This window comes from Pseudomonas sp. 5C2, assembly GCF_034314155.1.
GTDB lineage: Bacteria > Pseudomonadota > Gammaproteobacteria > Pseudomonadales > Pseudomonadaceae > Aquipseudomonas.
The window spans coordinates 295,418-322,010 of record NZ_JAVIWH010000003.1 but is presented as its reverse complement, the minus strand read 5'-3'; the positions used below and the strand labels follow the sequence as shown (position 1 = coordinate 322,010).

26 protein-coding genes and 1 pseudogene are annotated in these 26,593 nt (G+C 58.5%); 16 read left to right on the top strand and 11 right to left on the bottom strand.

Features of this window, described 5'->3' with window-relative positions; genetic code table 11:
• Positions 1-199: 199 nt before the first annotated feature.
• The 3 genes from RGU44_RS16215 to RGU44_RS16205 all read left to right on the top strand — a co-directional run bounded on the left by RGU44_RS16215 (position 200) and on the right by RGU44_RS16205 (position 2,283).
• Entirely contained in the window at positions 200-1,009 is an 810-nt protein-coding gene (locus RGU44_RS16215; RefSeq protein ID WP_322218081.1) for a DUF2076 domain-containing protein, read from the top strand.
• 127 nt (positions 1,010-1,136) lie between these two features.
• The gene (locus RGU44_RS16210) at positions 1,137-1,616 is read left to right on the top strand and encodes an NYN domain-containing protein (RefSeq protein WP_322182106.1); all 480 of its coding nucleotides are present in this window, start codon (positions 1,137-1,139) and stop codon (positions 1,614-1,616) included.
• Between the two features lie 55 nt (positions 1,617-1,671).
• Positions 1,672-2,283 (top strand): 3'-5' exonuclease, encoded by a 612-nt coding sequence (locus RGU44_RS16205; RefSeq protein WP_322182104.1) that lies wholly within the window; start codon positions 1,672-1,674, stop codon positions 2,281-2,283.
• Positions 2,284-2,293: 10 nt separating this feature from the next.
• Here the strand turns inward: RGU44_RS16205 and RGU44_RS16200 are convergent, their stop codons facing one another.
• Positions 2,294-2,749 carry an Lrp/AsnC family transcriptional regulator gene (locus RGU44_RS16200; RefSeq protein WP_322182876.1) on the bottom strand — a complete coding sequence of 152 codons (456 nt, stop codon included), beginning with the start codon at positions 2,747-2,749 and terminating at the stop codon, positions 2,294-2,296.
• Positions 2,750-2,910: 161 nt separating this feature from the next.
• On the opposite strand from RGU44_RS16200, the gene yedA reads away from it, so the two are divergent.
• Positions 2,911-3,852 (top strand): drug/metabolite exporter YedA, encoded by a 942-nt coding sequence (gene yedA, locus RGU44_RS16195; protein ID WP_322182102.1) that lies wholly within the window; start codon positions 2,911-2,913, stop codon positions 3,850-3,852.
• Positions 3,853-3,891: 39 nt separating this feature from the next.
• Entirely contained in the window at positions 3,892-5,226 is a 1,335-nt protein-coding gene (locus RGU44_RS16190; RefSeq protein ID WP_322182100.1) for a DEAD/DEAH box helicase, read from the top strand.
• Between the two features lie 39 nt (positions 5,227-5,265).
• On the opposite strand, the gene RGU44_RS16185 is transcribed toward RGU44_RS16190, so the two are convergent.
• Positions 5,266-6,510 (bottom strand): TIGR03862 family flavoprotein, encoded by a 1,245-nt coding sequence (locus RGU44_RS16185; RefSeq protein WP_322182874.1) that lies wholly within the window; start codon positions 6,508-6,510, stop codon positions 5,266-5,268.
• Between the two features lie 223 nt (positions 6,511-6,733).
• Positions 6,734-7,654, bottom strand: a complete 921-nt coding sequence (locus tag RGU44_RS16180; protein ID WP_322182098.1) for a histone deacetylase — start codon at positions 7,652-7,654, stop codon at positions 6,734-6,736.
• Positions 7,655-7,786: 132 nt separating this feature from the next.
• On the opposite strand from RGU44_RS16180, the gene RGU44_RS16175 reads away from it, so the two are divergent.
• The 3 genes from RGU44_RS16175 to RGU44_RS16165 all read left to right on the top strand — a co-directional run bounded on the left by RGU44_RS16175 (position 7,787) and on the right by RGU44_RS16165 (position 9,966).
• The gene (locus tag RGU44_RS16175) at positions 7,787-8,356 is read left to right on the top strand and encodes a GNAT family N-acetyltransferase (protein ID WP_322218078.1); all 570 of its coding nucleotides are present in this window, start codon (positions 7,787-7,789) and stop codon (positions 8,354-8,356) included.
• A 150-nt stretch (positions 8,357-8,506) separates the two neighbouring features.
• The gene (gene tesB / locus RGU44_RS16170; protein WP_322218075.1) at positions 8,507-9,376 is read left to right on the top strand and encodes an acyl-CoA thioesterase II; all 870 of its coding nucleotides are present in this window, start codon (positions 8,507-8,509) and stop codon (positions 9,374-9,376) included.
• Positions 9,373-9,966, top strand: coding sequence for an HAD family hydrolase (locus tag RGU44_RS16165; RefSeq protein WP_322182092.1), 594 nt, complete (start codon positions 9,373-9,375; stop codon positions 9,964-9,966). Before tesB ends, RGU44_RS16165 begins: the two co-directional genes overlap by 4 nt.
• Positions 9,967-10,073: 107 nt before the next feature.
• Here the strand turns inward: RGU44_RS16165 and RGU44_RS16160 are convergent, their stop codons facing one another.
• The 4 genes and pseudogenes from RGU44_RS16160 to RGU44_RS16145 form a co-directional block, all read right to left on the bottom strand.
• Positions 10,074-11,057: an alpha/beta hydrolase gene (locus RGU44_RS16160; protein WP_322182090.1), complete on the bottom strand. Its 984-nt coding sequence runs from the start codon at positions 11,055-11,057 to the stop codon at positions 10,074-10,076.
• A 4-nt stretch (positions 11,058-11,061) separates the two neighbouring features.
• Positions 11,062-11,283: pseudogene (locus RGU44_RS16155) on the bottom strand (neutral zinc metallopeptidase); the annotation flags it as partial.
• A gap of 179 nt (positions 11,284-11,462) precedes the next feature.
• Complete coding sequence (gene trmA / locus RGU44_RS16150; RefSeq protein WP_322182088.1) at positions 11,463-12,548, bottom strand: tRNA (uridine(54)-C5)-methyltransferase TrmA; 1,086 nt, start codon at positions 12,546-12,548, stop codon at positions 11,463-11,465.
• Positions 12,545-13,840 carry an NCS2 family permease gene (locus RGU44_RS16145; RefSeq protein ID WP_322182086.1) on the bottom strand — a complete coding sequence of 432 codons (1,296 nt, stop codon included), beginning with the start codon at positions 13,838-13,840 and terminating at the stop codon, positions 12,545-12,547. Before RGU44_RS16145 ends, trmA begins: the two co-directional genes overlap by 4 nt.
• Positions 13,841-14,096: 256 nt before the next feature.
• Between RGU44_RS16145 and RGU44_RS16140 the strand changes: the two genes are divergently transcribed.
• Complete coding sequence (locus tag RGU44_RS16140) at positions 14,097-14,648, top strand: DJ-1 family glyoxalase III (protein WP_322182084.1); 552 nt, start codon at positions 14,097-14,099, stop codon at positions 14,646-14,648.
• 31 nt (positions 14,649-14,679) lie between these two features.
• Here RGU44_RS16140 and RGU44_RS16135 read toward each other — a convergent pair whose 3' ends face one another.
• A complete protein-coding gene (locus RGU44_RS16135; protein ID WP_322182082.1) occupies positions 14,680-15,927 on the bottom strand; it encodes an MFS transporter in 1,248 nt (415 codons plus the stop codon).
• A 337-nt stretch (positions 15,928-16,264) separates the two neighbouring features.
• Here RGU44_RS16135 and RGU44_RS16130 point away from each other — a divergent pair, with 337 nt between their 5' ends.
• The 3 genes from RGU44_RS16130 to RGU44_RS16120 are packed head-to-tail and all read left to right on the top strand — an operon-like array spanning position 16,265 to position 18,899.
• Positions 16,265-17,704: a cytochrome ubiquinol oxidase subunit I gene (locus RGU44_RS16130; protein ID WP_322218072.1), complete on the top strand. Its 1,440-nt coding sequence runs from the start codon at positions 16,265-16,267 to the stop codon at positions 17,702-17,704.
• A gap of 3 nt (positions 17,705-17,707) precedes the next feature.
• Complete coding sequence (gene cydB, locus RGU44_RS16125; RefSeq protein ID WP_322182078.1) at positions 17,708-18,715, top strand: cytochrome d ubiquinol oxidase subunit II; 1,008 nt, start codon at positions 17,708-17,710, stop codon at positions 18,713-18,715.
• Between the two features lie 16 nt (positions 18,716-18,731).
• Positions 18,732-18,899 carry a DUF2474 domain-containing protein gene (locus RGU44_RS16120; RefSeq protein WP_322182076.1) on the top strand — a complete coding sequence of 56 codons (168 nt, stop codon included), beginning with the start codon at positions 18,732-18,734 and terminating at the stop codon, positions 18,897-18,899.
• 88 nt (positions 18,900-18,987) lie between these two features.
• Here the strand turns inward: RGU44_RS16120 and RGU44_RS16115 are convergent, their stop codons facing one another.
• Both RGU44_RS16115 and RGU44_RS16110 read right to left on the bottom strand, forming a co-directional pair.
• Positions 18,988-20,112 (bottom strand): class I SAM-dependent methyltransferase, encoded by a 1,125-nt coding sequence (locus RGU44_RS16115; protein WP_322182074.1) that lies wholly within the window; start codon positions 20,110-20,112, stop codon positions 18,988-18,990.
• 129 nt (positions 20,113-20,241) lie between these two features.
• Positions 20,242-20,709 (bottom strand): helix-turn-helix transcriptional regulator, encoded by a 468-nt coding sequence (locus RGU44_RS16110; RefSeq protein ID WP_322182071.1) that lies wholly within the window; start codon positions 20,707-20,709, stop codon positions 20,242-20,244.
• Between the two features lie 382 nt (positions 20,710-21,091).
• Here RGU44_RS16110 and RGU44_RS16105 point away from each other — a divergent pair, with 382 nt between their 5' ends.
• On the top strand, positions 21,092-21,868 hold the full coding sequence (locus RGU44_RS16105) for a ferredoxin--NADP reductase (protein WP_322182069.1): 777 nt from the start codon (positions 21,092-21,094) through the stop codon (positions 21,866-21,868).
• A gap of 36 nt (positions 21,869-21,904) precedes the next feature.
• Here RGU44_RS16105 and mscL read toward each other — a convergent pair whose 3' ends face one another.
• Positions 21,905-22,354, bottom strand: coding sequence for a large-conductance mechanosensitive channel protein MscL (gene mscL, locus RGU44_RS16100; protein WP_322182067.1), 450 nt, complete (start codon positions 22,352-22,354; stop codon positions 21,905-21,907).
• A gap of 269 nt (positions 22,355-22,623) precedes the next feature.
• Here mscL and RGU44_RS16095 point away from each other — a divergent pair, with 269 nt between their 5' ends.
• The 3 genes from RGU44_RS16095 (at position 22,624) to RGU44_RS16080 (ending at position 26,411) form a co-directional block, all read left to right on the top strand.
• Entirely contained in the window at positions 22,624-24,165 is a 1,542-nt protein-coding gene (locus tag RGU44_RS16095; RefSeq protein ID WP_322218068.1) for a catalase, read from the top strand.
• 152 nt (positions 24,166-24,317) lie between these two features.
• Complete coding sequence (gene radA, locus RGU44_RS16090; protein ID WP_322182062.1) at positions 24,318-25,685, top strand: DNA repair protein RadA; 1,368 nt, start codon at positions 24,318-24,320, stop codon at positions 25,683-25,685.
• Between the two features lie 528 nt (positions 25,686-26,213).
• Entirely contained in the window at positions 26,214-26,411 is a 198-nt protein-coding gene (locus RGU44_RS16080) for a hypothetical protein (protein WP_322183164.1), read from the top strand.
• Positions 26,412-26,593: the final 182 nt, after the last annotated feature.

Genomic DNA, 26,593 nt, shown 5'->3' with positions numbered 1-26,593 from the left:
CGCAAGGCAAAAAGCGGTGCCACACTTTAGCGTATGGCCGATGGCGGGCCAACCGCGCACTTTACCCAGAGACCTATCCACGGGTGAGGCAACTTTTTGAAGCCTCTATTGAAACGGCGTCGATCAACCCCATTATCTTGATTACGTCTGGTCAATCTGACTGGGCGATGTTTTTTAACGGCAATCTAACGAGGTCGCCATGAACAGCGAAGAACAAACCCTGATCGATGGCCTGTTCTCGAAAGTGAGACAAGCCGAAGCGGATTCAGCCCCCCGGGATGCCCAGGCTGAAGCACGGATCAAGGAGCACCTGAACCAGCAGCCAGCCGCCCCGTACTACATGGCGCAGGCGATCCTGGTGCAAGAAGCGGCGATCAAACAACTCGATGAGCACGGCAAACAGCTCGCCGAGCAGGTCAAGCAACTGCAGGCCCAACTGCAACAAGCGCAAGCGCAAGCTCAGGCGGCGGCTCCGGCGCCAAGCGGCGGCGGTTTCCTGTCGAGCATCTTTGGTGGCTCGCGCGATGCCCAGCCTCAAGCCCAGCCACAATCGTTCTCGCAACCTCGTCCGGCAGCCGCGCAGCCTTCTTCCGGTGGCTGGCGCGAACCAGCACCTTCGGCAAGCCCACCACCATACAACGCTCCACAAGGCAATTACGCTGCCCCGCCTCAAGGCCAGTTTCAACCACAAGCACCTGCCGCGCCTATCGGCAGTGGATTTCTCGGTGGCGCATTGAAGACGGCAGCCGGTGTAGCGGGTGGTGTGATGTTGGCACAAGGCATCAGTAGCCTGTTCCATAACAACCAGCAACCGCAAGAAGTGGTCGAGGTGATCAAGGAAGAGCCAAGCCAGGCCAATGACAACAGCAGCAATAATGACTGGGGTAACGACAATCAGCGCGTGACCGACAACAGTGGCTATGGCAACGACCAGGGTGGCTTCGCCGATACCGACTACGGCAATGATGACGGCGGTTCGTTTTCCGACGATGACGACTCGTTCGTCTGATTGAAGTACGTCTACAGGGGTAACACCCCTTCTCTTCAAATATCCCCCAAGCTGGCATACTGAGCACCGACCCAATTCCCGGGTCGTTGCTGCCAGCTTGCGCACGCCTGCGCCATGAGGATTTCCGGTGAAGAAAATTGCGGTGTTCGCCGATGTACAGAACCTCTATTACACCGTGCGCCAGGCTTATGGTTGCCACTTCAACTACGCCGCCCTGTGGGCCGATATCAGCCAGCGCGGGCAGATTGTCGAGGCGTATGCCTACGCCATTGATCGGGGTGACAGCAAACAGCAGCAGTTCCAGCAGATTCTGCGCAATCTGGGTTTTACCGTGAAACTCAAACCTTACATCCAGCGCAGCGACGGCTCGGCCAAGGGCGATTGGGACGTAGGTATCACCATCGATATCATGGACGCCGCGCCGCATGTCGATGAGGTGGTGTTGGCGTCGGGTGATGGCGACTTCGATCTGCTGCTTGAGCGTATCATCAGCAAACACGGGGTTGAGGCCATCGCCTATGGCGTGCCAGGGTTGACCGCCAACTCACTGATTCGCGCCGCCAGCCGTTATGTGCCGATCGAAGGCGCGCTGCTGTTGAAAAACTGATCGGCTGAAACACTGACTTTTTTGTTTTTGAAATTTTTGACGGGTTGGATCACGTTTGGAACGCATTGCAGTCATCGACTTTGAAACCACCGGCATTTCCCCCAACAACAGCTGTCGGGCCACCGAGATTGCCGTGGTGATCATGGAGCAGGGGCGCATTGTCGAGCGTTACCAAAGCCTGATGAATGCCGGGGTGCGTATCCCCGCGTTTATCGAAGGGCTGACCGGCATCAGCAACAGCATGCTGCGCACGGCACCGTCGGCGACTCAGGTCATGAATGAAGTGGCAGATTTTGTCGGCACCACGCCGCTGGTGGCGCATAACGCCTCATTCGACCAGAAGTTCTGGGACTACGAACTGTCGCGCATTCAACGCAGTCGCGAACAAAGCTTTGCCTGTTCGATGCTGTTGGCGCGCCGCTTGATGCCGGGTGCACCGAACCACAAACTGGGCACCCTGACTACGTGGGCCAAGCTACCGCACACGGGCAAGGCGCACAGGGCCATGGCCGATGCGGAGATGGCGGCCAACCTCACGGCGCACCTGGCCAATGAACTGCGGCAGACTCATGGCATCGCCGGGGTGTCCCATCAGTTCCTGTGCACCTTGCAGAAAGTCCCCGCAGCTAAAATCAGCGAAGCCCTGAAGCGTCAGCGCGGTTTTTAAGCGCGGCCTTTCAGGCTTTCCCGTTACCGTCCAGATGGCCCAGCGGCATGCGCCGATCAATCGCTGTCGACAGCACGATTGAGGTTTTGCTGAAACCGAACTGTGCCACCCGGTTGATCAGGTCCTCCAATTCCGGCATCGAACCGACAGCCGCCTGCATGATCACGCACGGGTCCCCCGTGACGCGGTGGCATTGGGTCAGCTCGGGAATCCGCACCAGATCATCGTAGGCCTGCTGATTACCATGGCTGGCCAGGCGCAACTCGATCACGCATTGAATCGGCAGGCCGACCTTGGCCATGTCCACTTTCGCCTCATAGCCGGTGATGACGCCGCAGGCCTCCAGCTTGGCCACGCGTTCGGCCACTGCGGGGGCCGACAGGTTGACCAGGCGCGCCAATTGCGCAAAAGAAGCGCGACCGTTTTTCAGCAGCGCATCGAGCAAGACTCGATCGTATTTATCCAGGGTCATCACGCACCTTTGGCCAACTTTCGAAAGTACTGTTTATAAGCCAAACATCCGTTCTTTGAAAAGTATTGGCTGTGAATAAACAGGGTTTACTGCTTATTTTTACGCTGCCACTTTCATAAGATAAGTCATCATAAAAACTGACTTAAGAGCCTGGTATGTCGAACTCACGCCGCTTTCCATTGCTCCTGATTGGCGCTTTCTTTGCTTTGTATGTGATTTGGGGATCGACCTACCTGGTGATTCGCATCGGCATCGAGTCCTGGCCGCCATTGATGATGGCCGGGGTGCGCTTTCTGATTGCCGGGTGCCTGCTCTATGCCTTCATGCGCTTTCGCGGGACCCCTGCACCGACCTGGACGCAATGGAAGGCGGCGGGGATGATCGGCTTTTTGCTGCTCGCCTGTGGCAACGGAGGGATCACGGTGGCCGAACATTTGGGCGTGACGTCCAGTGTCGCGGCCCTGTCTGTGGCGGTTGTGCCCTTGTTCACACTGCTGTTTGGTCTGTTATGGGGGCATCGCAACACCCGTCTGGAATGGGCCGGAATCTTCCTGGGCTTGATCGGTATCGGCCTGCTTAATATGGGGTCCAATCTGCAGTCCAGCCCGTATGGCGCTGCGCTGGTGATTTTCGCGGCAGCCTCTTGGGCGTTCGGTTCGGTCTGGAGTAAAAGCCTGCCGTTGCCCGTCGGTCCCATCGCCAGCGGGGCGGAAATGATCGTCGCCGGTGTGGTGCTGTTGATCGGCAGCGCCTTGAGCGGTGAGCATCTGCACACAATGCCGAGCGCAGCAGGCTGGGGCGCCTTGGCGTACCTGGTGGTGTTCGGCTCGATCGTGGCGTTCAGCGCGTACATGTACCTGCTGAAAAACGTGCGCCCGGCGGCCGCGACCAGCTATGCGTACGTCAACCCAGCCGTGGCGGTGCTGCTGGGTACTTTGTTCGCGGGTGAACACATCGGCGTCGAAGAGTGCATGGCGATGGCAGTCATCATCAGCGCGGTGGTGCTGATCGGTTTGCCACAGTGGCGCAAGCAACCTGCCCTGGAACAACAGCCGGAACAAAAACAGGAACAGGCTGGATCGGTGCGGACAGGGTAAACTGCGCGCCTTGCGCTGAATTTTCCCTACGGTATCCCCATGACATTCGCCACTCTCGGCCTGATCGAACCCTTGTTGCGTGCCGTTACGGCCCTCGGCTACCAGACTCCGACGCCTGTGCAGGCACAGGCGATTCCTCCGGTGCTGGCCGGCCGCGACTTGATGGCCGCCGCCCAGACCGGCACCGGCAAGACCGCAGGCTTTGCCCTGCCGTTGCTGCAACGCCTGACGATGGAAGGCCCAAAAGTGGCGGCCAACTCGGTGCGCGCACTGATATTGGTGCCGACCCGCGAACTGGCGGAACAGGTTCATGAAAACATTGAGCAGTACAACGAAAACCTGCCGCTAAAAACTTACGCGGTGTACGGCGGCGTCAGCATCAATCCGCAGATGATGAAGCTGCGCAGCGGGGTCGATGTACTGGTGGCAACCCCAGGTCGCCTGCTGGATCTCTATCGGCAGAAAGCGCTGAAGTTTAATCAATTGCAAATCCTGGTTCTCGATGAAGCTGACCGTATGCTCGACCTCGGTTTTTCCGAAGAGCTGCGTGATATCTATGCGGCCCTGCCCAAGCGTCGTCAGACCTTGCTGTTCTCCGCGACCTTCTCCGACGCAATCCGCCAACTGGCCGGGCAGATGCTTGATGATCCACTGACCATTGAAGTCAGCCCGCGCAACGTCGCGGCGAGTTCGGTCAAGCAGTGGGTGATCCCGGTAGACAAAAAGCGCAAGACCGAACTGTTCATCCATCTGCTGAAAAAGCAGCACTGGAGTCAGGTGCTGGTATTCGCCAAGACCCGCGTGGGTGTTGATCAACTGGTCGAGCGCTTGCAAGGCTTGGGCATCAACGCCGATGGTATTCATGGTGACAAACCGCAGGCAACCCGTCAGCGTGCGCTTGACCGTTTCAAGGCCCGCGAGGTCCAGATTCTGGTCGCTACCGACGTTGCCGCACGCGGTTTGGACATCGACGATTTACCGACCGTGATCAACTTCGACCTGCCGATTGTGGCCGAGGACTACATCCACCGGATCGGTCGTACCGGGCGTGCGGGTTTGACTGGCGAAGCGATTTCGTTTGTCTGCGCCGACGAAGTGGAGCTGCTGTCTGCCATCGAAACCTTGACCCGCCAGACTCTGGAGCGTCATGAAGAACAGGATTTCGAGCCGGAGCATCGCGTGCCGACCACCGACGCCAGCGGCCAGATTCTGAAAAAACCGAAGAAGCCGAAAAAACCTAAAGTGTCAGGCGGTGGCAAACGTAACCTGGGCAAATGGGTCGACAGCGGCGAAACAGCCGCTGACGTGCCGATGGTCAAGGCGGTGCGCAAAGTCCCTGTGTTCAATACTGGGCCACGCAAGAAAAAGCCTTGATGTAGAGCGAGCTGCCCACCATAGCGGGCAAGCGCGCGGCTACAGGGCGTTGCTGTGAAGCCATTCCAGCATGCCCAACCCCGCCGCACGGCCACTGGCGAAACACGCAGTCAGCAGGTAGCCACCGGTGGGTGCTTCCCAGTCGAGCATTTCTCCGGCGCAGAACACGCCCGGTAGCTGTTTGAACATCAGGTTTTCCGTCAGCGCTTCGAACGGCACGCCGCCTGCGGTGCTGATGGCTTCATCCAGCGGTCGTGCTTTGACCAGTGTCAGCGGCAAAGCCTTCAGCGCCTTGGCCAGTAGCGCCGGATCGGCGAACGACTCAGCTGGCGCTAGTTCGCGCAATAACGCCGCCTTGACCCCATCTATCCCCAACTGACTGTGCAGGTGCTTGGACATTGAGCGCGAGCCGCGTGGTTTGGCCAGCGCTGCCTGGACTTTTCCAATCTCCTTGCCTGGCAGAAGGTCAATGTTTACGGTCGCCGAGCCCTGTTGATTGATCTGCTCACGGATGTGCGCCGACAACGCATAAATCAGGCTGCCCTCGACGCCGGACTCGGTCAGTACACATTCGCCCAAGCGAGGCGTTTGTCCTTGCAGGCCGATGGCGATGTTCTTCAGCGGGGCGCCTGCAAATTTACTGCGCATCAGTTCGCTCCAGTCCGCTACCTCAAACCCGCAGTTGCTCGGTTGCAGGGCTGTGATGCCGATACCCCGTTGTTCCAGCCAGGGCAGCCAGGCGCCATCCGAACCGAGCCGCGCCCAACTGGCGCCGCCCAACGCCAACAGGACCGCGTCGGGTTTTATCGTTTGTTCGCTGTCAGCGTGAGCCATGCGCAACTCACCTTGGGCGTTCCAGCCCAGCCAGCGATGGCGGGTATGCAGGGTGACGCCTGATTCGCGCAGGCGCTTGAGCCAGGCCCGCAATAGCGGCGCCGCTTTCATGTCCGTGGGGAACACCCGGCCCGAACTGCCGACAAAAGTCTCGATGCCCAGTTCGTGAATCCAGTTGCGCAACGAATCGGCGCCAAAGCTGCGCAGTAACGGCGCGATGAAGGGCGCGCGTTCGGCATAACGGGAGAGAAACGCCGGGTAGGGTTCGGAGTGGGTGATGTTCATTCCGCCAACACCTGCCAGCAGGAACTTGCGACCTACCGAGGGCATGGCATCGTACAGGTCGACCTTGATTCCGGCCTGGCTCAAGACCTCGGCCGCGATCAATCCCGCAGGGCCGCCGCCAATGATCGCGACTGAATGAGCAACAGCTGGAGGGACGTGGGTCATGGCGCACTGCGGGTCGGCGAAGTAAGCCGTGCATTCTACCGGAGGACAGACGCTCTGTTCAGGGCTGTGCGCAGGATCAGCCTGTGGAAAACTCTTGTTCAAAAAACATACAGCTGTCGCCAGGCCACGCAGAATAAGGCCTTGAGAGGCTTTCGCTCAGGTTATCCACAGGCAGTTCCACAGCCATTGTGGACAGTTAAGGCGGGACGGCAGCGGTAAAGACTCAGTTCAATCCGGCCGACAGCCATACCTTTTGCGCACTGTGGTGCAGAATCCCGTGCCGTCGCGCCAGCGCCTTGCGGTCCTTGCTGTAGCCTCCGCCGATCACGCCCATCACCGGAATGTCCCGGTGCAGGCAATGGCGCAGCACGGCTTCATCGCGAGCTGCCACCCCGGCGTCGGTAAGTTGCAGATAACCCAGGGCATCGTCCTTGTGCACGTCGACCCCGGCGTCATACAGCACCAGGTCCGGCTGATAGAACGGCAGCAAGTAGTTCAATAAATCGTCGACCACTTTCAGGTAATCGTCATCGCCCATGCCCATGGGCAGCGGGATGTCCCAGTCACTTTCGGCCTTGCGCGCCGGGAAGTTTTTTTCGCAATGCAGGGAAACGGTAATCGCATCGGGCGTGTTGGCGAGGATGCGTGCGGTGCCGTCGCCCTGATGCACGTCACAATCGAAGATCAATATGCGTCCGACTCGACCGCTTTCCAGCAGATAGTGGCTGATCACTGCCAGATCGTTAAAAATGCAGAAGCCGGCGGGGTGGTCATAGTGCGCATGGTGCGTGCCGCCCGCCAGGTGGCACGCCATGCCGTGTTGCAGCGCCTGCTCGGCCGCCAGCAGCGAGCCGCCCACCGCACGCACTGTGCGCTGCGCCAGGGCCTCGCTCCACGGCAGGCCGAGGCGGCGCTGGTCTTCGCGGGACAGGTCACCGCTCATGTAGCGCTGGATGTACGCCGGATCATGGGCCAGGGCCAGAACATCGCTCGGGCAGACGTCCGGGCGCAACAGTTGAGCGTCGGTGGTCAGGCCGCTTTCAATCAGGTGGTCGCGCAGCAAACGGAATTTATCCATCGGAAAGCGATGCTCAGCCGGGAAATCCGGGCTGTAATCATCGTGGTAGATGAGTGGCAGGGGCATTTTACTTCCGGTCAGGGGTCGAAACTGAATGTTGCCAGCATTGTCCATGCCCGCCCAGCACCTTGATTGAGGGTTGCTGAGCGGTGTACTACTTCGGCAAGTCATTTACCGGATGGTGATAGGAGCAACCCGATGGAGCGGATACTCGAACTCAACAGTGCCCGGCTGCTGATGCGGCAGTGGCGAGATGACGATTTGCCGGCGTTCGCGGCGATGTGTGCCGACCCGCAGGTGATGCGTTATTTTCCAACACCCATGAGTCGGCTGGAAAGCGCGGCCCAGATCGGACGAATGCGTGGGCATTTCGCCGAGCTGGGTTTTGGCCTGTGGGCATTGGTACGCCAGGACACAGGGGCATTTATCGGCTTTACCGGATTGGAAGTGGTGAGTTTTGACGCTCACTTCACTCCGGCTGTCGAGATCAGCTGGCGTCTGGCGCGGGAACATTGGGGTTTGGGTTTTGCCATCGAGGCCGCCTGGACCGCTCTGCGTTGCGGTTTCGAGCGGCTGGATCTGGATCAGATTGTGTCTTTCACTGCGCAGAACAATCTCGCGTCACAGAAAGTCATGCAGGCCATTGGCATGCAGCATGATCTGTCGGATGACTTCGAGCATCCAAAACTGGCTGACGGCGATCTGTTGAAACCTCATGTGTTGTATCGAATCACTCGGCAACAATGGCTGCAAACCCTGAAGGGATGAGTAAGGCTGGCGTCGACAAATTCTGTATCATTTGGCCATTGGCCGTGCAGACCGGAATAAACCCTTAGGGATACCCTCGGTCTCTGCCTGAATACGTCGCCCGCCGCAGTCTTGAAGGCGCAGCATTGTTTTTGTGAGAGGAGTCCCTGAATGAGCCAAGTGCTGGATGATCTGGTTGAACTGCTAACCCTGGAACCCATTGAGGAGAACCTCTTTCGTGGGCGTAGTCAGGACCTTGGCTTTCGCCAGTTGTTCGGCGGGCAAGTGCTGGGCCAATCCCTGTCGGCAGCCAGTCAGACGGTCGAAGACGAGCGCCACGTGCATTCGCTGCACGGCTATTTCCTGCGTCCCGGCGACGTCACCCTGCCTGTGGTGTATCAGGTCGACCGGGTGCGCGATGGCGGCAGCTTCAGCACCCGCCGGGTCACGGCGATCCAGAAGGGGCAACCGATTTTCACGTGCAGCGCATCGTTCCAGTACGACGAAGAAGGTTATGAGCACCAGTCCACGATGCCGGACGTCGTCGGGCCAGAAAACCTGCCCTCGGAACTTGAATTGACCCGCCAGCGTGCGCACCTGCTCTCGGATCACATGCGTGAAAAACTGCTGTGCCCCAAGCCGATCGAGTTCCGCCCGGTAACTGACATTGATCCTTACAACCCTAAGCCGACAGAGCCGATCAAATACGTTTGGTTTCGCGCCGACGGCCCGCTGCCGGATGTTCCAGCGCTGCATAAGTATATGTTGGCGTACGCCTCGGATTTCAATCTGCTGACGACGGCGTTGCAGCCTCACGGCAAGTCGGTCTGGCAGAAAGATATGCAGGTTGCCAGCCTTGATCACTCCCTTTGGTTTCACGCCGATCTGCGCGCCGATGACTGGTTGCTGTACGTGATGGACAGCCCTTGGGCCGGTAATTCCCGTGGTTTCTCGCGTGGCAACGTGTACACCCGCGCAGGCAAGTTAGTGGCCTCTGTTACCCAGGAAGGCTTGATCCGTCATCGCAAGGATTGGGCATGAGCCTGGCGGAGGTTCGGCATTGGGTGTTCGACATGGATGGCACCCTGACCTTGGCCGTGCACGATTTTCCGGCGATCAAGCGCGCCCTGGAGATTCCGCAGCAGGATGACATTCTCAGCCATCTGGCCGCGCTGCCGCCCGAGATTTCAGCGGCCAAGCATGCCTGGCTGCTGGAGCACGAACGTGAGCTGGCACTGGCGTCGCAGCCTGCAGCTGGCGCTGTCGAGCTGGTGCGTGAGTTGGCGGCGCGCGGATATCGGCTGGGCATCCTCACTCGCAATGCCCGCGAGTTGGCGCATGTAACGCTCGGAGCGATTGGCCTGGCGGATTGTTTTGCCGTCGATGACGTTCTCGGGCGCGACGAAGCACCGCCAAAACCTGATCCCGGAGGGCTGCTGAAACTGGCTCAGGCGTGGAATGTCGACCCATCACAGATGGTAATGGTCGGCGACTACCGCTTCGACCTCGATTGTGGTCGTGCGGCAGGCACCCATACCATATTGGTCAACCTGCCCGAAAATCCATGGCCGGAACTGACCGACTGGTACGCCAGCGATTGCTTTGCATTGCGCGAGATGCTGGCGTTTTAAGCCAGCATCTATCTATCAAGCAACCAACAACCATTTGAAATAGAACATTATGTTGGCGCTGACGTGTAACTACGCGTCCCGCTGCGAACCGACGTCTGTTGAGTCGCTCACTGCGGCCTGAACAATGCGGCCTGCCCTTCAGGCGAGGTGAAGATCGCGTCGCCGTCATGGCCTACGCCAGGCACTTCAATTAACCGCTGGTTCAGCCCTTCAGGGTGGCGCTGCTGCAGATAATTGAAGAAGTTGTGACCACGAATCAGGCGGTAGGCGCCCTGGGCTTCGGCGGCGCAGGTTCTATCCAGTGCCGGGTGATCGATGTCGGTATCGAGCTGACCCAGCAGGTAAGTGACGTCACGCTTCACATAATTCTGTTCGATCTGCTCGACGGTTTGCTTGCCAGCGTAAGGCGGCAACTTGTTCATCCCGTATTTCCAGGTATCGAACCCCGGGCAAGACGCCTTGTCCACCGGTCCAGGCCGCTGTGCGTCGAAATACGCGTATGACGACGGGTTGGCGACCACGTAACGCAGGGTGACCCCGGCTTTCTCCAGAGCGGCCCCGCCCTTGCCAATCAATACGTAGCGCTGAACCACCTGCGCGCCACCCGAATGCCCGGCGATAACCACTTCCTGCAAGGCAGGGAACAGTTTGCGATCACTCAGCTTTGTCAGAATCTCGTCAATGACGGTAAAGGAGCTCACCGGCACCGGCCCGATGGCCGCGTCACCCTCCATCCAGTCGTCTTTGTGCCAGCGCAGTATCGAATCCGGCAGTTGGTGTTTGACGATGTCTTTTCGATCCAGGAACTGCGGAGCGATCAGCAGGGTAGTGCTGCGATACCCGGACCGATAGGCCGCTCGTTCAGCGCTACGCAGGTAGGTTTGCGCGTTGCGCAAGCGACCGTGAATGACGATCACGGCGCGTCGGGTATTGGGTTGTGGCGTTTTCCAGTCTTTGCTCAGGCCGACAGTCGCTAGACCGCCATTGATGGCCAGTCGCTGGGGGCTGAGGGCTTTCACCGCGGTATCCGCTGCATTCGCCGTAAGGCTTAGGAGGGTGCTCAACAACAAGACCAATAGCGGTTTTATCATGTGATTAAAGGCTCTTTGCGGCGAAAGTGTCGCACTGATTGAGTTGGCCCTGAGCGAAACCTGTTTTGAACCAGCGCACGCGCTGTGCAGAGGAGCCGTGAGTAAACGAATCGGGTACTACGCGGCCTTGACCCTGTTGTTGCAAGTGATCATCGCCAATGGTGTTGGCTGCGTTAAGCGCTTCTTCAATATCATCCGGCACCCACCAATTCAAACGCTTTTGTGCGTCCTAGGCTCAAATCCCTGTCGGACCATCAGTCTGAAGCGCATGCACCTCATTTTAAGCCTGGGGCAAGGGTTACACATAACAGAGACTTGTTGCGGATATAGAGGGGGGGTTAGTGCAAATAGTTCTGAAGACTGGGGCGCGTGCAGACTTTATCGCTACGGCGCCCCCGTCGGCGGTTATCGCCGAACCAACATCACCCCTGATTCCATATGGTGTGTATAGGGAAACTGGTCGAACAGTGCGCAGCGTTCGATGCGGTGGGTGTCATGCAGTTGCGCGATGTTCGCCGCAAGGGTCTCCGGGTTGCAGGAAATATACAGGATGCGCTCGAAACGCCGGCTGAGTTCGCAGGTGTCCGGGTCCATGCCGGCGCGAGGCGGATCGACGAAGATGCTTCCAAATTCGTAGCTCTTCAAGTCGACGCCCCACAAACGGCGGAACGGGCGAACTTCATTCAATGCTTCGGTCAGCTCTTCGGCAGACAGGCGAACCAGGGTCACGTTGTCCACGCCGTTGTCGGCAAGGTTGCTCAGGGCGGCGTTGACCGAGGTCTTGCTGATCTCTGTCGCCAGTACTTTGCGCACGCGAGTCGCCAGGGGCAGGGTGAAGTTGCCGTTGCCGCAATACAGCTCCAGCAAGTCGTCGTCGCGCTGGCCGAGGGCATCGAATGCCCAATTGAGCATCTTCTGATTCACCGCGCCGTTGGGCTGGGTGAAGGAGCCTTCCGGTTGCCGATAGCTGAAGGTGCGCCCGGCTACCTGAAGCTCTTCGATCGCATAGTCCCGACCGATGACGATGCGCTGGCCCTTTGAACGGCCGATCACGCACACATTAAGGTCGGCCGCGAGCTGTTCCGCAACCGCCTGCCAGTCGTCATCCAGTGGCCGGTGATAGCAGAGGGTGATAATCGCATCGTCTGCCAGCGTGGTCAGGAAATCCACCTGGAACAGCTTGAAGTTCAAGGTCGCGCTGGCTTCCCATCGTGCACGCAGCAGCGGCATCAAGTCATTGATGCGCTGGCTGGCGATAGGGAAGTCGTCGACCAGAATCGGCGTGTGGTTGTTGCCGGGGACAAACATCGCATAGAAGCGCTGCTGATTCTCGCGCCACAAACGGAACTCGGCGCGCAGGCGATAGTGCTCGCGCGGCGAGTCGAATACCTGCGGCTCGGGTGCATCGAACGGTGCCAGCAATTCACGCAGGCGCGTGGTTTTTTCTGCGAGCTGATGGCTGTAGCTCGTAGGGTCGAAAGGGACACTCATGCGTTAAACCAACCCAACTTGATCACGAACAGGATGGACAGAATCACCAGCGCCGAATTCAGTTCGTGCCGGCGCCCGGACAACAGCTTGATAGCCGTCCAGGAGATAAAACCAAAGGCGATGCCGTTGGCGATGGAGTAGGTGAACGGCATCGCCAGGGCGGTAATCACCACCGGTGCGGCAACAGTGATGTCGTCCCAGTCGATTTCAGCCAGGCCCGACATCATCAACACCGCAACAAACAGCAGGGCGGGTGCCGTGGCGAATGCTGGAACGCTACCGGCCAACGGTGCGAAGAACAACGCCAGCAGAAACAGGATCCCGACCACTACGGCGGTCAGGCCGGTACGTCCGCCCGCACTCACGCCGGCTGCCGATTCGATGTAACTGGTGGTGGTCGAGGTGCCCAGCAGCGAACCGGCCATGGCGGCGGTGCTGTCGGCGATCAGGGCGCGGCCCATTTTCGGCATGTAGCCGTCCTTGCCCATCAGACCCGCGCGTTTTGCGACGCCGATCAGGGTGCCGGAGTTGTCGAACAGATCGACGAACAGGAAGGCGAAAATCACGCTGAACAGACCGATATCCAGTGCGCCCCGGATGTCCAGTTGCAAGAAGGTCGGTGCCAGCGATGGCGGCATCGACATCACGCCGCCGAACGGGGAGAAGCCGAGCGCGATGGACGCGATGGTCACGGCCAGAATGCCGATCAACACCGCACCACGCACGCGCAGGGCTTCCAGCGCGACGATCAGGAAAAAGCCCAGGGTGGCGAGGATCGGTGCCGGCTGTTTCAGATCGCCCATGCCCACCATGGTGACCGGGCTGCCGACCACGATACCGGCGTTGTGCAGGGCGATCAGCGCCAGGAACAAACCGATACCGGCCGCAATCGCCGAGCGCAGCGCCAGCGGAATGCTGTTGATGATCCATTCGCGAATCTTGAAGATCGACAGCAGGAAAAACATCACCGCCGAGATGAACACCGCACCCAGCGCCACTTGCCAGGTGTGGCCCATGTGCAGAACCACGGTGTAGGTAAAGAAGGCGTTGAGGCCCATGCCCGGCGCCAGCGCAATCGGGTAGTTGGCGATCAGGCCCATCACGGCCGAACCGATGGCGGCTGCCAGGCAGGTGGCGACAAACACCGCACCCTTGTCCATACCGGTTTCGCCGAGAATGCTCGGGTTGACGAACAGGATGTAGGCCATGGCGAGGAAGGTGGTAACGCCCGCAAGAATCTCGGTGCGCACATTGGTGTTGTGTGCTTTGAGTTGAAACAGCCTTTCCAGCATGCCTGGCTCCCCGTGACGCGTCCTGCGCCTTGAATGAATCGACTAAAGCAGCAAAGCACAGACTGTGCCACTGGCCTGTACATTTTCTGTAGGTCGGAAAAAGCCGCGCATCATAACAGCAGCGTGTGTGGATGGGGGCGAGCAGATGCTTTGTGGAAAGCAGGCCGGATTTCGGCCCTGCACGTTATCGACGCTCGAAGCTGTCGGGCCATATAAAGCTGACTAGACTCAACGCATCACTGCAAAGGATTCGTGTATGACGTTAAGAGCCCTGATCACCGTCGCCGACGGCATCGACGATCTGCAAAGTGTGACCCTGATCGATGTGCTGCGCCGCGCCGAGATTGAAGTGCTGGTCGCCAGCGTCGAGTCCCGACGCATGTTGACGGGCGCGCGTGGCACGCGGTTGACCGCTGATGCGATGCTGGTCGATGTGCTGGCGCAAAGCTTCGACCTGATCGTCTTGCCCGGTGGCATGCCAGGCGCACAGCGCTTGGCTGATCATCAGCCGTTGGCCCAGCGGGTGAATGAACAGGCGAAAGCAGGACGGTTTTACGCCGCTATCGGTGAAGCACCTGCCGTGGCACTGCAGGTGTACGGCGTGCTCAAACAACGGCGCATGACCTGTCATCCGGGATTCAGTGATCGGTTGTCGGGGTGTACGTACGTCGATCAACCGGTGGTGGTCGATGGCAATTGCATCACCGCGCAAGGTTCTGGTGCAGCGTTGGCGTTTGCACTCACGCTGGTGGAACAGCTGTGCGGTAAAGGTAAGCGGGCGGCCATGGGTAAGTTGCTGCTTATCTAATGTCGCCCGTCGTGTAAGACAACGCGATCTGTCAGGCTGGCTGTTTCTCTTGCTCCATCACCAGATCGCGCATTCGGTCGCGCCTGGCCAGGCTAGGGAAGAGTTTGATCCAGGTCCCTGTGACGGCAAGTGTACCGATGCCGCCGAGTACCACGGCAGGCACAGTCCCCATCCAGTGGGCAGTGAGGCCGGACTCGAACTCACCGAGCTGGTTGGACGCGCCGATGAACAAGCCATTCACTGCACTGACCCGGCCGCGCATTTCGTCCGGTGTTTCGAGCTGCACGAACGAGGCGCGAATCACCATGCTGATCATGTCCGCCGCGCCGAGTACGACCAGCACCGCCAGGGAAAACCAGAACGAGGTCGACAGGCCGAAGGCAATGGTGGCGACGCCGAAGATGCCCACAGCGGTGAACATCACCCGCCCCACGTTGCGCTCGACCGAGAAGCGCGCCAGCCACAACGACATCAGCAGTGCACCCACTGCGGGAGCCGAGCGCAGCAGACCAAGCCCCCAAGGGCCGGTCAGTAAAATGTCTTTGGCGAATACCGGCAGCAGTGCCGTGGCGCCCCCGAGCAAGACCGCGAACAGGTCCAGCGAAATTGCGCCGAGGATGTCCGGACGGCTGCGAATATAACGAATCCCGGCCAGCAGCGAGTCCAGGGTGGCCTTGGCTTTGTTCAATGGCGTCTGCCGCGCAGGCAGATTGAGCATCAGCGCGCAGGCAATGACATACAGCAGCACCGTCGGGCCGTAGACCCAGGTGCTACCGAACGCAAACAGAAAGCCGCCCAGCGCCGGCGCGACAATGGTCGCCGACTGTTGCGCTGACTGTGCTGCCGCCACCGCCCGCGGAAACAGCGAGGTGGGCACGATGGAGGGCAACAGCGCTTGGGTGGTCGGCATTTCGAAAGAGCGGGCGGCACCGAGCAAAAACGAAAGGATGAAGATCATTTCCGGGGTGACGCTGTTGGTGGTGCTGCCGATCACCAGTGCCAGGGCGATCAAGGCCTGGGCCGCCTGGCAGATCGCAGAGACCTTGCGTCGGTCATAACGGTCAGCCACATGCCCGGTGTGCAGCATGAAAATCACCCGGGGGATGAATTGGGCCAGGCCCACCAGGCCCAGATCCAAAACGTTGCCGGTCAGTTGGTAGAGGTTCCAGCCGATGGCCACGGTCAACATCTGAAAGCCGCTGGCGGTGAAAATTCGCGCAAACCAGAAAGCCAGGAAGGGTCGATGATGACGCAGCAACGCAGGTGCTTGATCAGGCATTGGAAAGGCGGCCTCGGCGGTGAATGCGAGAGATTATCACGTGCTTTGTAACATTTGTTTGCCACTGCGGGCACACAGCAATCCGGTGTTGCGAACGTGGGGCAACTCGCCACGCGACAATCGACCACACAGTTCGCCATCCAAAACAGGGCTACTCTTTGATCAATGGTTGATCTGCGTCAAAGCATTTGCTGGCTTTGCATGCTCGTCGGCTGCACGAATCCCCGCGTTGTGAAGTAAAACAGAACAATCTCACCCCGCAGCACTCCATATCCGTGGGGGCAGTCGCTGCTGACCTCGGGTCAGTAGCCGGTACCACTTGATTAGAGGAAGTCCTATGTTCGGTTTAGAGGCACTCGATCTCGCCCGAATTCAGTTCGCATTCACCATCTCATTCCACATCCTGTTTCCTGCCATCACTATCGGTCTGGCAAGTTACTTGGCGGTGCTTGAGGGGTTGTGGCTGAAAACGCAGAACGATGTGTACCGTGATCTATACCACTTCTGGTCCAAGGTGTTTGCCGTCAACTTCGGCATGGGCGTGGTCTCCGGGTTGGTCATGGCTTACCAATTCGGTACCAACTGGAGTCGGTTCTCTGACTTCGCCGGGTCGATCACCGGGCCGCTGCTGACGTATGAAGTGCTCACCGCATTCTTCCTTGAAGCAGGCTTCCTCGGGGTGATGTTGTTCGGCTGGAACAAGGTCGGGCGCAACCTGCACTTCTTCGCCACGGTCATGGTTGCCATCGGCACGCTGATCTCGACGTTCTGGATTCTCGCGTCCAACAGCTGGATGCAGACCCCGCAGGGCTTTGAAATCGTCAATGGCCAAGTGATTCCGGTGGACTGGTTCGCGGTGATTTTCAACCCGTCGTTCCCCTACCGTCTGGCACACATGGCCACGGCGGCATTTGTGGCGACGGCGTTTTTTGTGGGTTCCTCGGCGGCCTGGCATTTATTGCGCGGTCGCGACACCCCGCAAATTCGCACCATGCTCTCCATGGCGATGTGGATGGCGTTGCTGGTGGCGCCTGTTCAGGCAGTGATCGGCGACTTCCACGGCCTCAATACGCTCAAGTACCAGCCGGCTAAAATCGCCGCGATTGAAGGTCACTGGGAAAATGTCGGCAATGAGCCGACCCCGCTGATCCTGTTCGGCTGGCCGGACATGAAGGCTGAAAAAACCCGTTTCGCCGTGGAAGTCCCCTACTTGGGCAGCTTGATCCTGACCCACACGCTGACCGAGCAAGTGCCCGCGTTGAAGGACTTCAAACCTGAAGACCGGCCTAACTCGACCATCGTGTTCTGGTCGTTCCGGGTCATGGTCGGGTTGGGCTTCCTGATGATCTTTACCGGTTTGTGGAGCCTGTGGCTGCGCATGCGCGGCAAGCTTTATCACTCGCGGGCATTCCTGTACCTCGCCTTGTGGATGGGCCCGTCGGGTCTGATTGCGATGTTGGCGGGCTGGTTTACCACTGAAATCGGCCGTCAACCGTGGGTCGTCTACGGCCTGATGCGCACCGCCGATGCGTCTTCCGGGCACAGTTTCGGGCAGATGAGCCTGACCCTGGGATTGTTCGTGGTGGTCTACTTCACGCTGTTCGGCGTTGGTCTGGGCTACATGATGCGCCTGGTGCGCAAAGGCCCGGTCAGCAACGAAGGCAAGGAACAGAACCCCGGTGGTCCGGGCCAGCAACGCACGCCTGCACGTCCTCTCTCCGCTGCCGAAGACGGCTCCGACGGTGATGACACTCACAGCCTGAGCAAGGGGAATTGAGTCATGGGTATTGATCTTCCGCTTATCTGGGCTGTGATCATCATCTTCGGGATCATGATGTATGTGGTCATGGACGGCTTCGACCTGGGGATCGGGATTCTTTTCCCCTTCATCAAGGACGATTCCGAGCGCGATGTGATGATGAACACCGTGGCCCCCGTGTGGGACGGTAACGAAACCTGGCTGGTCCTGGGGGGCGCAGCATTGTTTGGCGCCTTCCCGCTGGCCTATTCGGTGGTGTTGTCGGCGCTGTACCTGCCGCTGATCCTGATGCTGATCGGTTTGATCTTTCGCGGGGTAGCCTTCGAGTTCCGCTTCAAGGCCAAAGATGATAAGCGCCACTTGTGGGACAAAGCGTTCATCGGCGGCTCGTTGACCGCGACCTTCTTCCAGGGCGTAGCGCTGGGGGCGTTCATCGATGGTATTCCAGTGGTCAATCGCCAGTTCGCCGGGGGGGCACTGGACTGGCTGACGCCGTTCACGATGTTCTGTGGCGTCGCCCTGATCGTCGCTTATGCGCTATTGGGCTGCACCTGGCTGATCATGAAAACCGAAGGCAAGCTGCAAAAGCAGATGCACGATCTGGCTCGGCCGTTAGCCTTGGTGGTATTGGCGGTGACCGCTATCGTCAGCATCTGGACGCCGCTGACCCACCCTGAAATTGCCACCCGCTGGTTCAGCCTGCCGAACCTGTTCTGGTTCCTGCCGGTGCCGATTCTGGTACTGGTGACGATGTATGGTCTGCTGCGTGCCGTGGCACGCAATGCTCACTACACGCCGTTTTTGCTGACGCTGGTGTTGATCTTCCTCGGCTACAGCGGGTTGGGCATCAGCCTGTGGCCGCACATCGTGCCGCCGTCGATCACTATCTGGGAGGCCGCCGCGCCGCCACAAAGCCAGGGCTTCATGCTGGTGGGCACGCTGTTCATCATCCCGTTCATCCTGGGCTACACCTTCTGGAGCTACTACGTGTTCCGTGGCAAGGTCACCCACGAAGACGGCTATCACTAGTGAGGAGGGGATGACGATGTCTGCTGAAGAATCTTCCCATGAACCGGACCCGGCGCTGAAAAAGCCGGTCTGGCAGCGCGTAGCCTGGCTGGTTGGGATCTACGCCGGCAGTGTGCTGGCGTTGGGGATAGTCGCTTACGGTATGCGGCTGTTCATGAACGCGGCAGGGCTGACCACGCACTGAGGGCTTGCGCAAGTTCCTGGCAGGAGCGCGCTTGCAACTACGCGTCCCGCCGCGGTTTGCCTGAAGCACCGCCATCGCGGCGGTGCCTTTACTTGCGCGCTTTAAGCACCACGAACTTCGGGGTTGTGGCCACTTGCTCGACGCCGCGAAACAGTCGCGCCAGTTTGCTGTGGTAGCCCAAATGGCGGTTACCGACGATGTACAGTGCGCCGCCGACCACCAACGCATCGCGCGCTTGCTGGAACATACGCCAGGCGAGGAAATCACCGACCACCTGTTGTTGATGGAAGGGCGGATTGCACAGCACCACGTCCAGCGAGTCAGCTTCCTGACCGGCCAGCCCGTCGCCGGCCCGCACAATAACCTCGCGCTCACCCAATGCGGTCCGCCAGTTTTCAGTGGCTGACTGCACGGCCATGAACGACTCATCCACCAGCGTGTAATGCGCTTGCGGATTGGCCAGTGCGCTGGCAATGGCCAGCACTCCGTTGCCGCAGCCCAGGTCCGCTACACGTGCCGAGCCGAGGTTTTTCGGCAGGTGCGGTAGAAACGCCCGGGTGCCGATATCCAGTCCTTCGCGACAGAATACGTTGGCGTGATTCACCAGTTCGATGACCGGGTCTTCAAGTGTGTAACGGCTCGGGTAGGGTGAGGGCTGCACGCCTTTGATGTGCGGGGTGGCAAACAGCAAGCGCGCTTTTTTCACCGCCAATGACGCCTGCACCGGTCCGATGTATTGCTCCAGCAAATCGCCCGCCGCGCGCGGCAGATGCTTGATCATCGCAGCTGCAATCACCTGCGCGCCGGGTGCCAGTTGCCCCTGCAAGCGAATCAGTTGTTCTTCGAGCAAGGCCAGGGTCTTCGGGACACGGATCAGTACCCAATCGAACGGTCCGGTGAACATGTCACTGGCCGGAATCATCGGCACTGCATCAAAGGCCTGGCCGTTGCGCACGAGGTTTTTTTCCAGTGCTAGCGCGGCGAGAAAGGAGTCGCTGCTACTCATCACCTGCGCGTGGCTGGCGAGGCTGGCTGCCAGCGCGCCAAAGCTGTCGTTGAGCACCAGCACGCGGCTGTCTGGAGTCAGGCCCTGCTCCGCCACATGACTGAGCAGGTATTCATCGGCTGCGTCGAACGCCTGCAACGGCTCGTTCTGTTGGTCAGGCTGGCGGATGAGATCGAGCTGAGCGAAAGGGCTGTTAAGCAGGGGCATGGGCAGGGGAACTCTGTTTTCGGAGACTATTGCGCACGTCTCTGATGTCAAGACGCGCGCAGAAGCCGTCGATTTTACGTGTTTTTGCACCCGGACATCTGCTGGATTTCCGAGGGGCTAAAAAAACGCTCAGAGAATGCCGTTCAAGGCAGCCTGCACCACGGCCGAGGTTTTGTTGGTCGCACCCATTTTTTTAATCGCGTTGGCGATATGAAAATTGATCGTGCGTGTTTTCAACTTGAGGATGGTACTGATGTCATCTGCCGTTTTGCCTTTGGCAGACCATTTGAGTATTTCAGTTTCCCGGATCGACAGCGATGGACTGATGGAGGGCGGGGTTTGGGTCAACAACCGTTCTGTCATGAAGGTCCGTAGCAGGTGGCACAGCCATAAAGTTTGTTCGACTTTCTTGTAGCACTCTGTGGATGAAGTCGTTTCGTGATTACGTGTCTGTGTCAGTCTTTTTTTGACGCCACGAAGGTCCTGAATAGAGTGGACTTCGCCCCGCCTTAACCGAGAGGAAAAGGCATTTTCCCAAACGGATTCTTCCACAGTGGCCATCAATGTCTCTAGTTGATCCGGGTTCAAGCTGTTCATGATTGAGCTTCCATACTCGATACATACGATTCCCAGTGTAGGAGGGATTTCCTGCACTGGGAGGTCAGTAGGGGGCATCAAGTCATCGGGTGAATGGCTTGGCCGTTACACGCTATTCAAATGAACGATATTTTTTGGTTCACTTTGCCATAGACCCCCTGCTTGTGCGGGAGGAGGCCACGACTCTCGAAAAAAACGGGCCCTGTTAAGTCCAGATTGGAATGATTCGGCGTGGTGTTATACGTTTTTGTATTTAGAGCATTTGCTTATGGTCAACACGCTCTTTTCTTCTAAATGCCACTACAAACCGCCGGTGTTTATCGACGTCGCTTTGCGGGACACTGGGCGCTCCTCTTTTTAATTGCAGGAGCCAGGAGCGCCCATGACTGCCAGCGCAGAGAAATACACCCACCAGACGCTGCTCAACGTCACGCCATTGACCTCGAATCTGTTCACCTTGCGTACCACCCGCGATCCCGGTTTTCGCTTTCGGGCCGGTCAGTTTGCACGGCTGGGCGTGACCAAGGCCGATGGCAGCATTGTCTGGCGGGCGTATTCGATGGTGTCGTCGCCCCACGATGAATTTCTCGAGTTCTTTTCCATCGTGGTACCGGACGGCGAATTCACCAGCGAACTGAGCCGCCTGCGTGAAGGCGACACGTTGCTGATCGATCGTCAGGCATTCGGCTTCTTGACCCTGGACCGCTTCGTCGACGGGCGTGACCTGTGGATGTTATCCACGGGCACTGGCATTGCGCCGTTCCTGTCGATCCTGCAGGACTTTGAGGTGTGGGAAAAATTCGAGCGCATCATTCTGGTCTATAGCGTGCGTGAAGCCCGCGAGCTGGCCTATCAGCAACTGATCGCCGGACTCACCGAGCGGGACTATCTGGCCGACTACGCCGGCAAGTTACTGTTTTTGCCGACCGTCACCCGCGAGCATTACCCCGGCGCATTGGGCGGACGCATTACTCAGCTTATTGAAAGCGGCGAGCTGGAGCGGGCGGCGGGGCTGAAAATGACCCCCGAGCACTCGCGAGTCATGCTGTGTGGTAACCCGCAAATGATCGACGACACCCGCCAGATGCTCAAACTGCGCGACATGCAACTCAGTCTGAGCCGCCGCCCGGGGCAGGTGGCGGTGGAAAATTATTGGTAAGTGGCCGCTCCCACGCGGGGAACGATCAGTGGTGCATCAACCCAGCCGGGTTGGATCGGCAATCACACTTTCCAGCGGTCTGCCGTTCTGCACTTTCAACAAGTCACGGATCTCGCTCAATAGCACTTCTTCCGGGCTAGGGGTGGCCGGCAGCGTTGGCGCGACAGCCTCTTCGCGTTTGAGGCGATTGATGGCCTTGACGCCCATGAAGATGGCGAACGCCACGATCACAAAGTCGATAATCGACTGGATAAACTTGCCGTAAGACACGACCACGGCCGGCAGAGTGCCTTCTGCAGGTCGGAGGGTAGCGGTCAGATCGCTGAAATCCACTCCGCCGATCAACAGCCCAATAGGTGGCATGACAACATCGCCGACGAACGACGAAACGATTTTTCCGAAGGCCGCGCCAATGATAATCCCGACCGCCATGTCGACCACGTTGCCTTTGACGGCGAATGCCTTGAACTCGCTTAGTACGCTCATAGGTTGTTCCTTGTTACAGATGAGTGGGTTAACGCAGTGTAATTCAGCTATACGCATCGCGCCCTGCGACTTGGCAATCGACCGAAAATTGCCTGATTAGTTTTACCAGGGTTTTCAGATGGATTCTGTATCAAGCTATCTTTTTGAAAATAAACAAGTTTTCAGATGTGTTTCATAGGGTGAGTTTTGCGAAAAAAAGCGGCGATTGCTTTTAGGATTGAAGGGCGCAGTTGAATGCGCCTAAAAATCTTAATAAAAGGACTTTAAGCATGAACGCCACCCTCGCGCTCGGAATTGTTTCCCGCCGAAGACTTCTGAGCCTTTTGACGGTCAGCCTGCTTTCCGTTTCAGTGCAAGCCGCAAACCTGACCCGCGATAACGGGGCGCTCGTCGGTGACAATCAAAACTCGCAAACCGCGGGCGAGCACGGCCCGGTCTTGCTGCAAGACGTGCAGTTGATCCAGAAGCTTCAGCGGTTCGATCGCGAGCGTATCCCCGAGCGTGTCGTGCATGCTCGCGGCACAGGGGCCCATGGTCAGTTCACGGTAACGGACGACCTGAGCGACTTGAGCAAAGCCCACGTTTTCGCAGCGGGTGAGACGACCCCGGTGTTTGTGCGATTTTCCGCCGTGGTGCATGGCAATCATTCCCCTGAGACCTTGCGCGATCCGCGAGGTTTCGCGACCAAGTTCTATACCCGTGAAGGCAATTGGGATTTGGTAGGCAATAACTTTCCGACTTTCTTTATTCGCGATGCCATCAAGTTCCCGGACATGGTGCATGCGTTCAAGCCGGACCCGAGGACCAACCTTGACGACGACTCTCGTCGGTTTGATTTCTTCTCCCATGTCCCGGAGGCCACCCGCACGTTGACCGAGCTGTACTCCAATAACGGTACGCCAGCCAGCTACCGTGAAATGGACGGTAACGGTGTGCATGCCTACAAACTGGTGAATGCCAGGGGCCAGGTTCACTACGTGAAATTCCAGTGGAAGAGTTTGCAAGGCATAAATAACCTCAACTCGAAGCAGGTGGCTGAAGTGCAAGGCCGTGATTACAGCCACATGACCAACGACTTGGTGACCCATATCAACCAAGGCAACTTTCCGAAATGGGACCTGTATGTGCAGGTGCTTAAGCCTGAAGCGTTGGCGGCGTTCGATTTTGACCCGCTGGATGCCACCAAAATCTGGCCAGACGTTCCTCAGCGCAAGGTCGGGCAGATGGTCTTGAACAAGAACCCGGGCAACGTTTTCCAGGAAACCGAGCAGGTCACCATGGCGCCTTCCAATCTGGTGCCGGGCATTGAGCCGTCCGAAGACCGCCTGCTGCAAGGACGGGTCTTCTCGTATTCCGACACGCAGTTGTACCGCTTGGGTGCAAACGCGCAGCAACTGCCGGTCAATGCGCCAAAAGTGCCGGTTAATAACGGTAATCAGGACGGTGCGATGAACGCTGGTCACAGCACGTCGGGTGTCAACTGTCAGCCGAGTCGCCTTAACCCGCGTGAAGAGCAGGCCGATGCCCGTTACAGTCAACTGCCGTTGGCAGGTACAACCCAGCAAGCGAAAATCCAGCGTGAGCAGAACTTCAAGCAAGCGGGAGAGCTGTACCGTTCCTACAGCAAAAAAGAGCGGGCCGATCTGATTGAGAATTTCGGCGGCTCATTATCTTCCTCCGACGATGAAAGCAAGCACATCATCCTTTCGTTCCTTTACAAGGCAGATCCGGAATACGGCACCGGCGTCACCAAGGTTGCGATGGGCGATCTCGTTCGGGTAAGAGCGCTGGCGAAAAAACTGACGGACTGATTCAGGCGGGTCGCGTCGCGTCACTTCTGCTCCGGTGCAGCTTGGGCGGGAGCGATGCGCGCAAAGGAATCCCATGAGCGTACTCATGTTTCGCACCCGCTCAGGCGCGCAAACCTGCGTTATGATTGCCCCCTTTTAAGACTGGGGTGGTTATGGCCAAGGCTAAGCGCATGTTCGGCTGTACCGAGTGCGGTGCGACTTTTCCAAAGTGGGCGGGCCAGTGCGGCGAATGTGGTGCCTGGAACACCCTGGTCGAGACCCTCCTGGGAAGCGGTGCCGCAACCCCTCCGAGCGGTCGCTCTGGCTGGACCGGGCAGCAAGCGCAAATCAGGACCCTGGCTGAAGTCAGCGTCCAGGAAGTCCCCCGGTTCTCCACCAACTCTGCCGAGCTAGATCGTGTGCTGGGCGGTGGCCTGGTCGATGGGTCGGTGGTGCTGATTGGCGGCGACCCTGGCATTGGCAAATCCACCATTCTCCTGCAAACCCTGTGCGCCATCGCCGAGCGGATGCCCGCGCTTTATGTCACCGGCGAAGAGTCGCAGCAACAGGTCGCCATGCGCGCCCGACGCTTGGGTTTGCCCCAGGACAAGCTGCGGGTCATGACCGAAACCTGCATCGAAACCATCATCGCCACGGCCCGCATCGAGCAGCCCAAAGTCATGGTGATCGACTCGATCCAGACCATCTTCACCGAACAACTGCAATCGGCGCCGGGCGGCGTGTCGCAAGTGCGCGAGAGCGCGGCGCTGTTGGTGCGGTACGCGAAACAGAGCGGTACCGCGATTTTCCTGGTTGGGCATGTCACTAAAGAAGGCTCATTGGCCGGTCCTCGCGTGCTTGAACATATGGTCGACACCGTGCTGTATTTCGAAGGCGAATCCGACGGGCGTCTGCGTTTGTTGCGCGCCGTGAAAAACCGTTTCGGCGCGGTCAACGAACTGGGCGTGTTCGGCATGACCGATAAGGGCTTGAAAGAGGTCTCCAATCCTTCAGCGATTTTTCTGACCCGCGCTCAAGAAGAAGTTCCCGGCAGTGTCGTCATGGCGACGTGGGAAGGCACCCGACCAATGCTGGTGGAAGTTCAGGCGCTGGTCGACGACAGTCACTTGGCCAATCCACGCAGGGTCACCCTTGGTCTGGATCAGAACCGTCTGGCCATGCTGCTGGCCGTCCTGCATCGCCACGGCGGGATTCCTACCCATGATCAGGACGTATTCCTCAACGTGGTCGGCGGGGTGAAAGTACTGGAAACCGCCTCCGACCTCGCCTTGATGGCCGCTGTCATGTCCAGCCTGCGCAACCGCCCGCTGCCCCACGACTTGCTGGTGTTCGGTGAAGTTGGCCTCTCCGGCGAAGTCCGCCCGGTGCCCAGCGGTCAGGAACGGTTGAAAGAAGCGGCTAAACACGGCTTCAAACGCGCCATCGTCCCCAAAGGCAACGCCCCCAAGGAAGCGCCTCCGGGGTTGCAGATCATTGCCGTGAGCCGTCTGGAACAGGCGCTGGATGCGCTGTTCGAATAACGTAATCGCCGTTTGAAATCGAAAGCCAGCCCTACGGGTTGGCTTTTTTTTCGGCAGGTTGCTTGAAAGGTAATCGCTTACTGAAATGTGTGAATCGACTCGAAACAACAAATTGACGCCATAAAGCTGGCGAATTACCATTAGTGTCATATTGACATTAAATGCTGTCTCGAGGGAACGAACATGTGGAGACTCACCGTCGGGATGAGGTTGTGGATGGCTGTATTGTTGTTTTTTTTGAGTACGTTGAGCCCTGCATTGGCAGCTCTCGGACCCACACCAGGAGAGCCGGACCTGATTCGTGAGCGTCAGACCGTTTATTGGAAAAACAATGCAGGCGTCTTGAGGGCCTTCGAGAGCTCCCCGGCAAGCCAAGTACTCCCAGCGCGCCGACAGCCCCTGCCGAGACTCGCTGCTTCACCATCAAAGACATCGAAATCAAAGGTGCCGATCAGCTCTCCGAAGCTGATCGCGAACAGCTGACCCGGCCCCGCCTCGGTAATCCAGTGACCGGATTTTTAAAGTGTGGTGCCCACCAGTGTTCCCACACCCCAAGTCGGCGGCACCGGTGTGGTGATCGACCTGCGAGACAATCACTTACTGTGGTACAAGCCGTTCGCCGCCATTCAGCCAGCTCAGGGCGGATGGGATCAAGGCACCATCGTCGATGCCACATTGGTATCGACCCCCCGCCCTCGGTCAAGAACCGAGACACCGGTGGGTTGAAAAAAACCGGATTGAAAATGGGGCGCGGTGTGAGGGGGGGAATTGCTCTGCGTCTCTTTAGCTGCCCCTATGACCCGCGTCTAACTTACTTTGCAGACCTTACCTTACCTTACCTTACCTTACCTTCGACATATTGCTCGACGCTCTGTGCTGTGTTCGACCTCACCCACAGAACGGGCGAT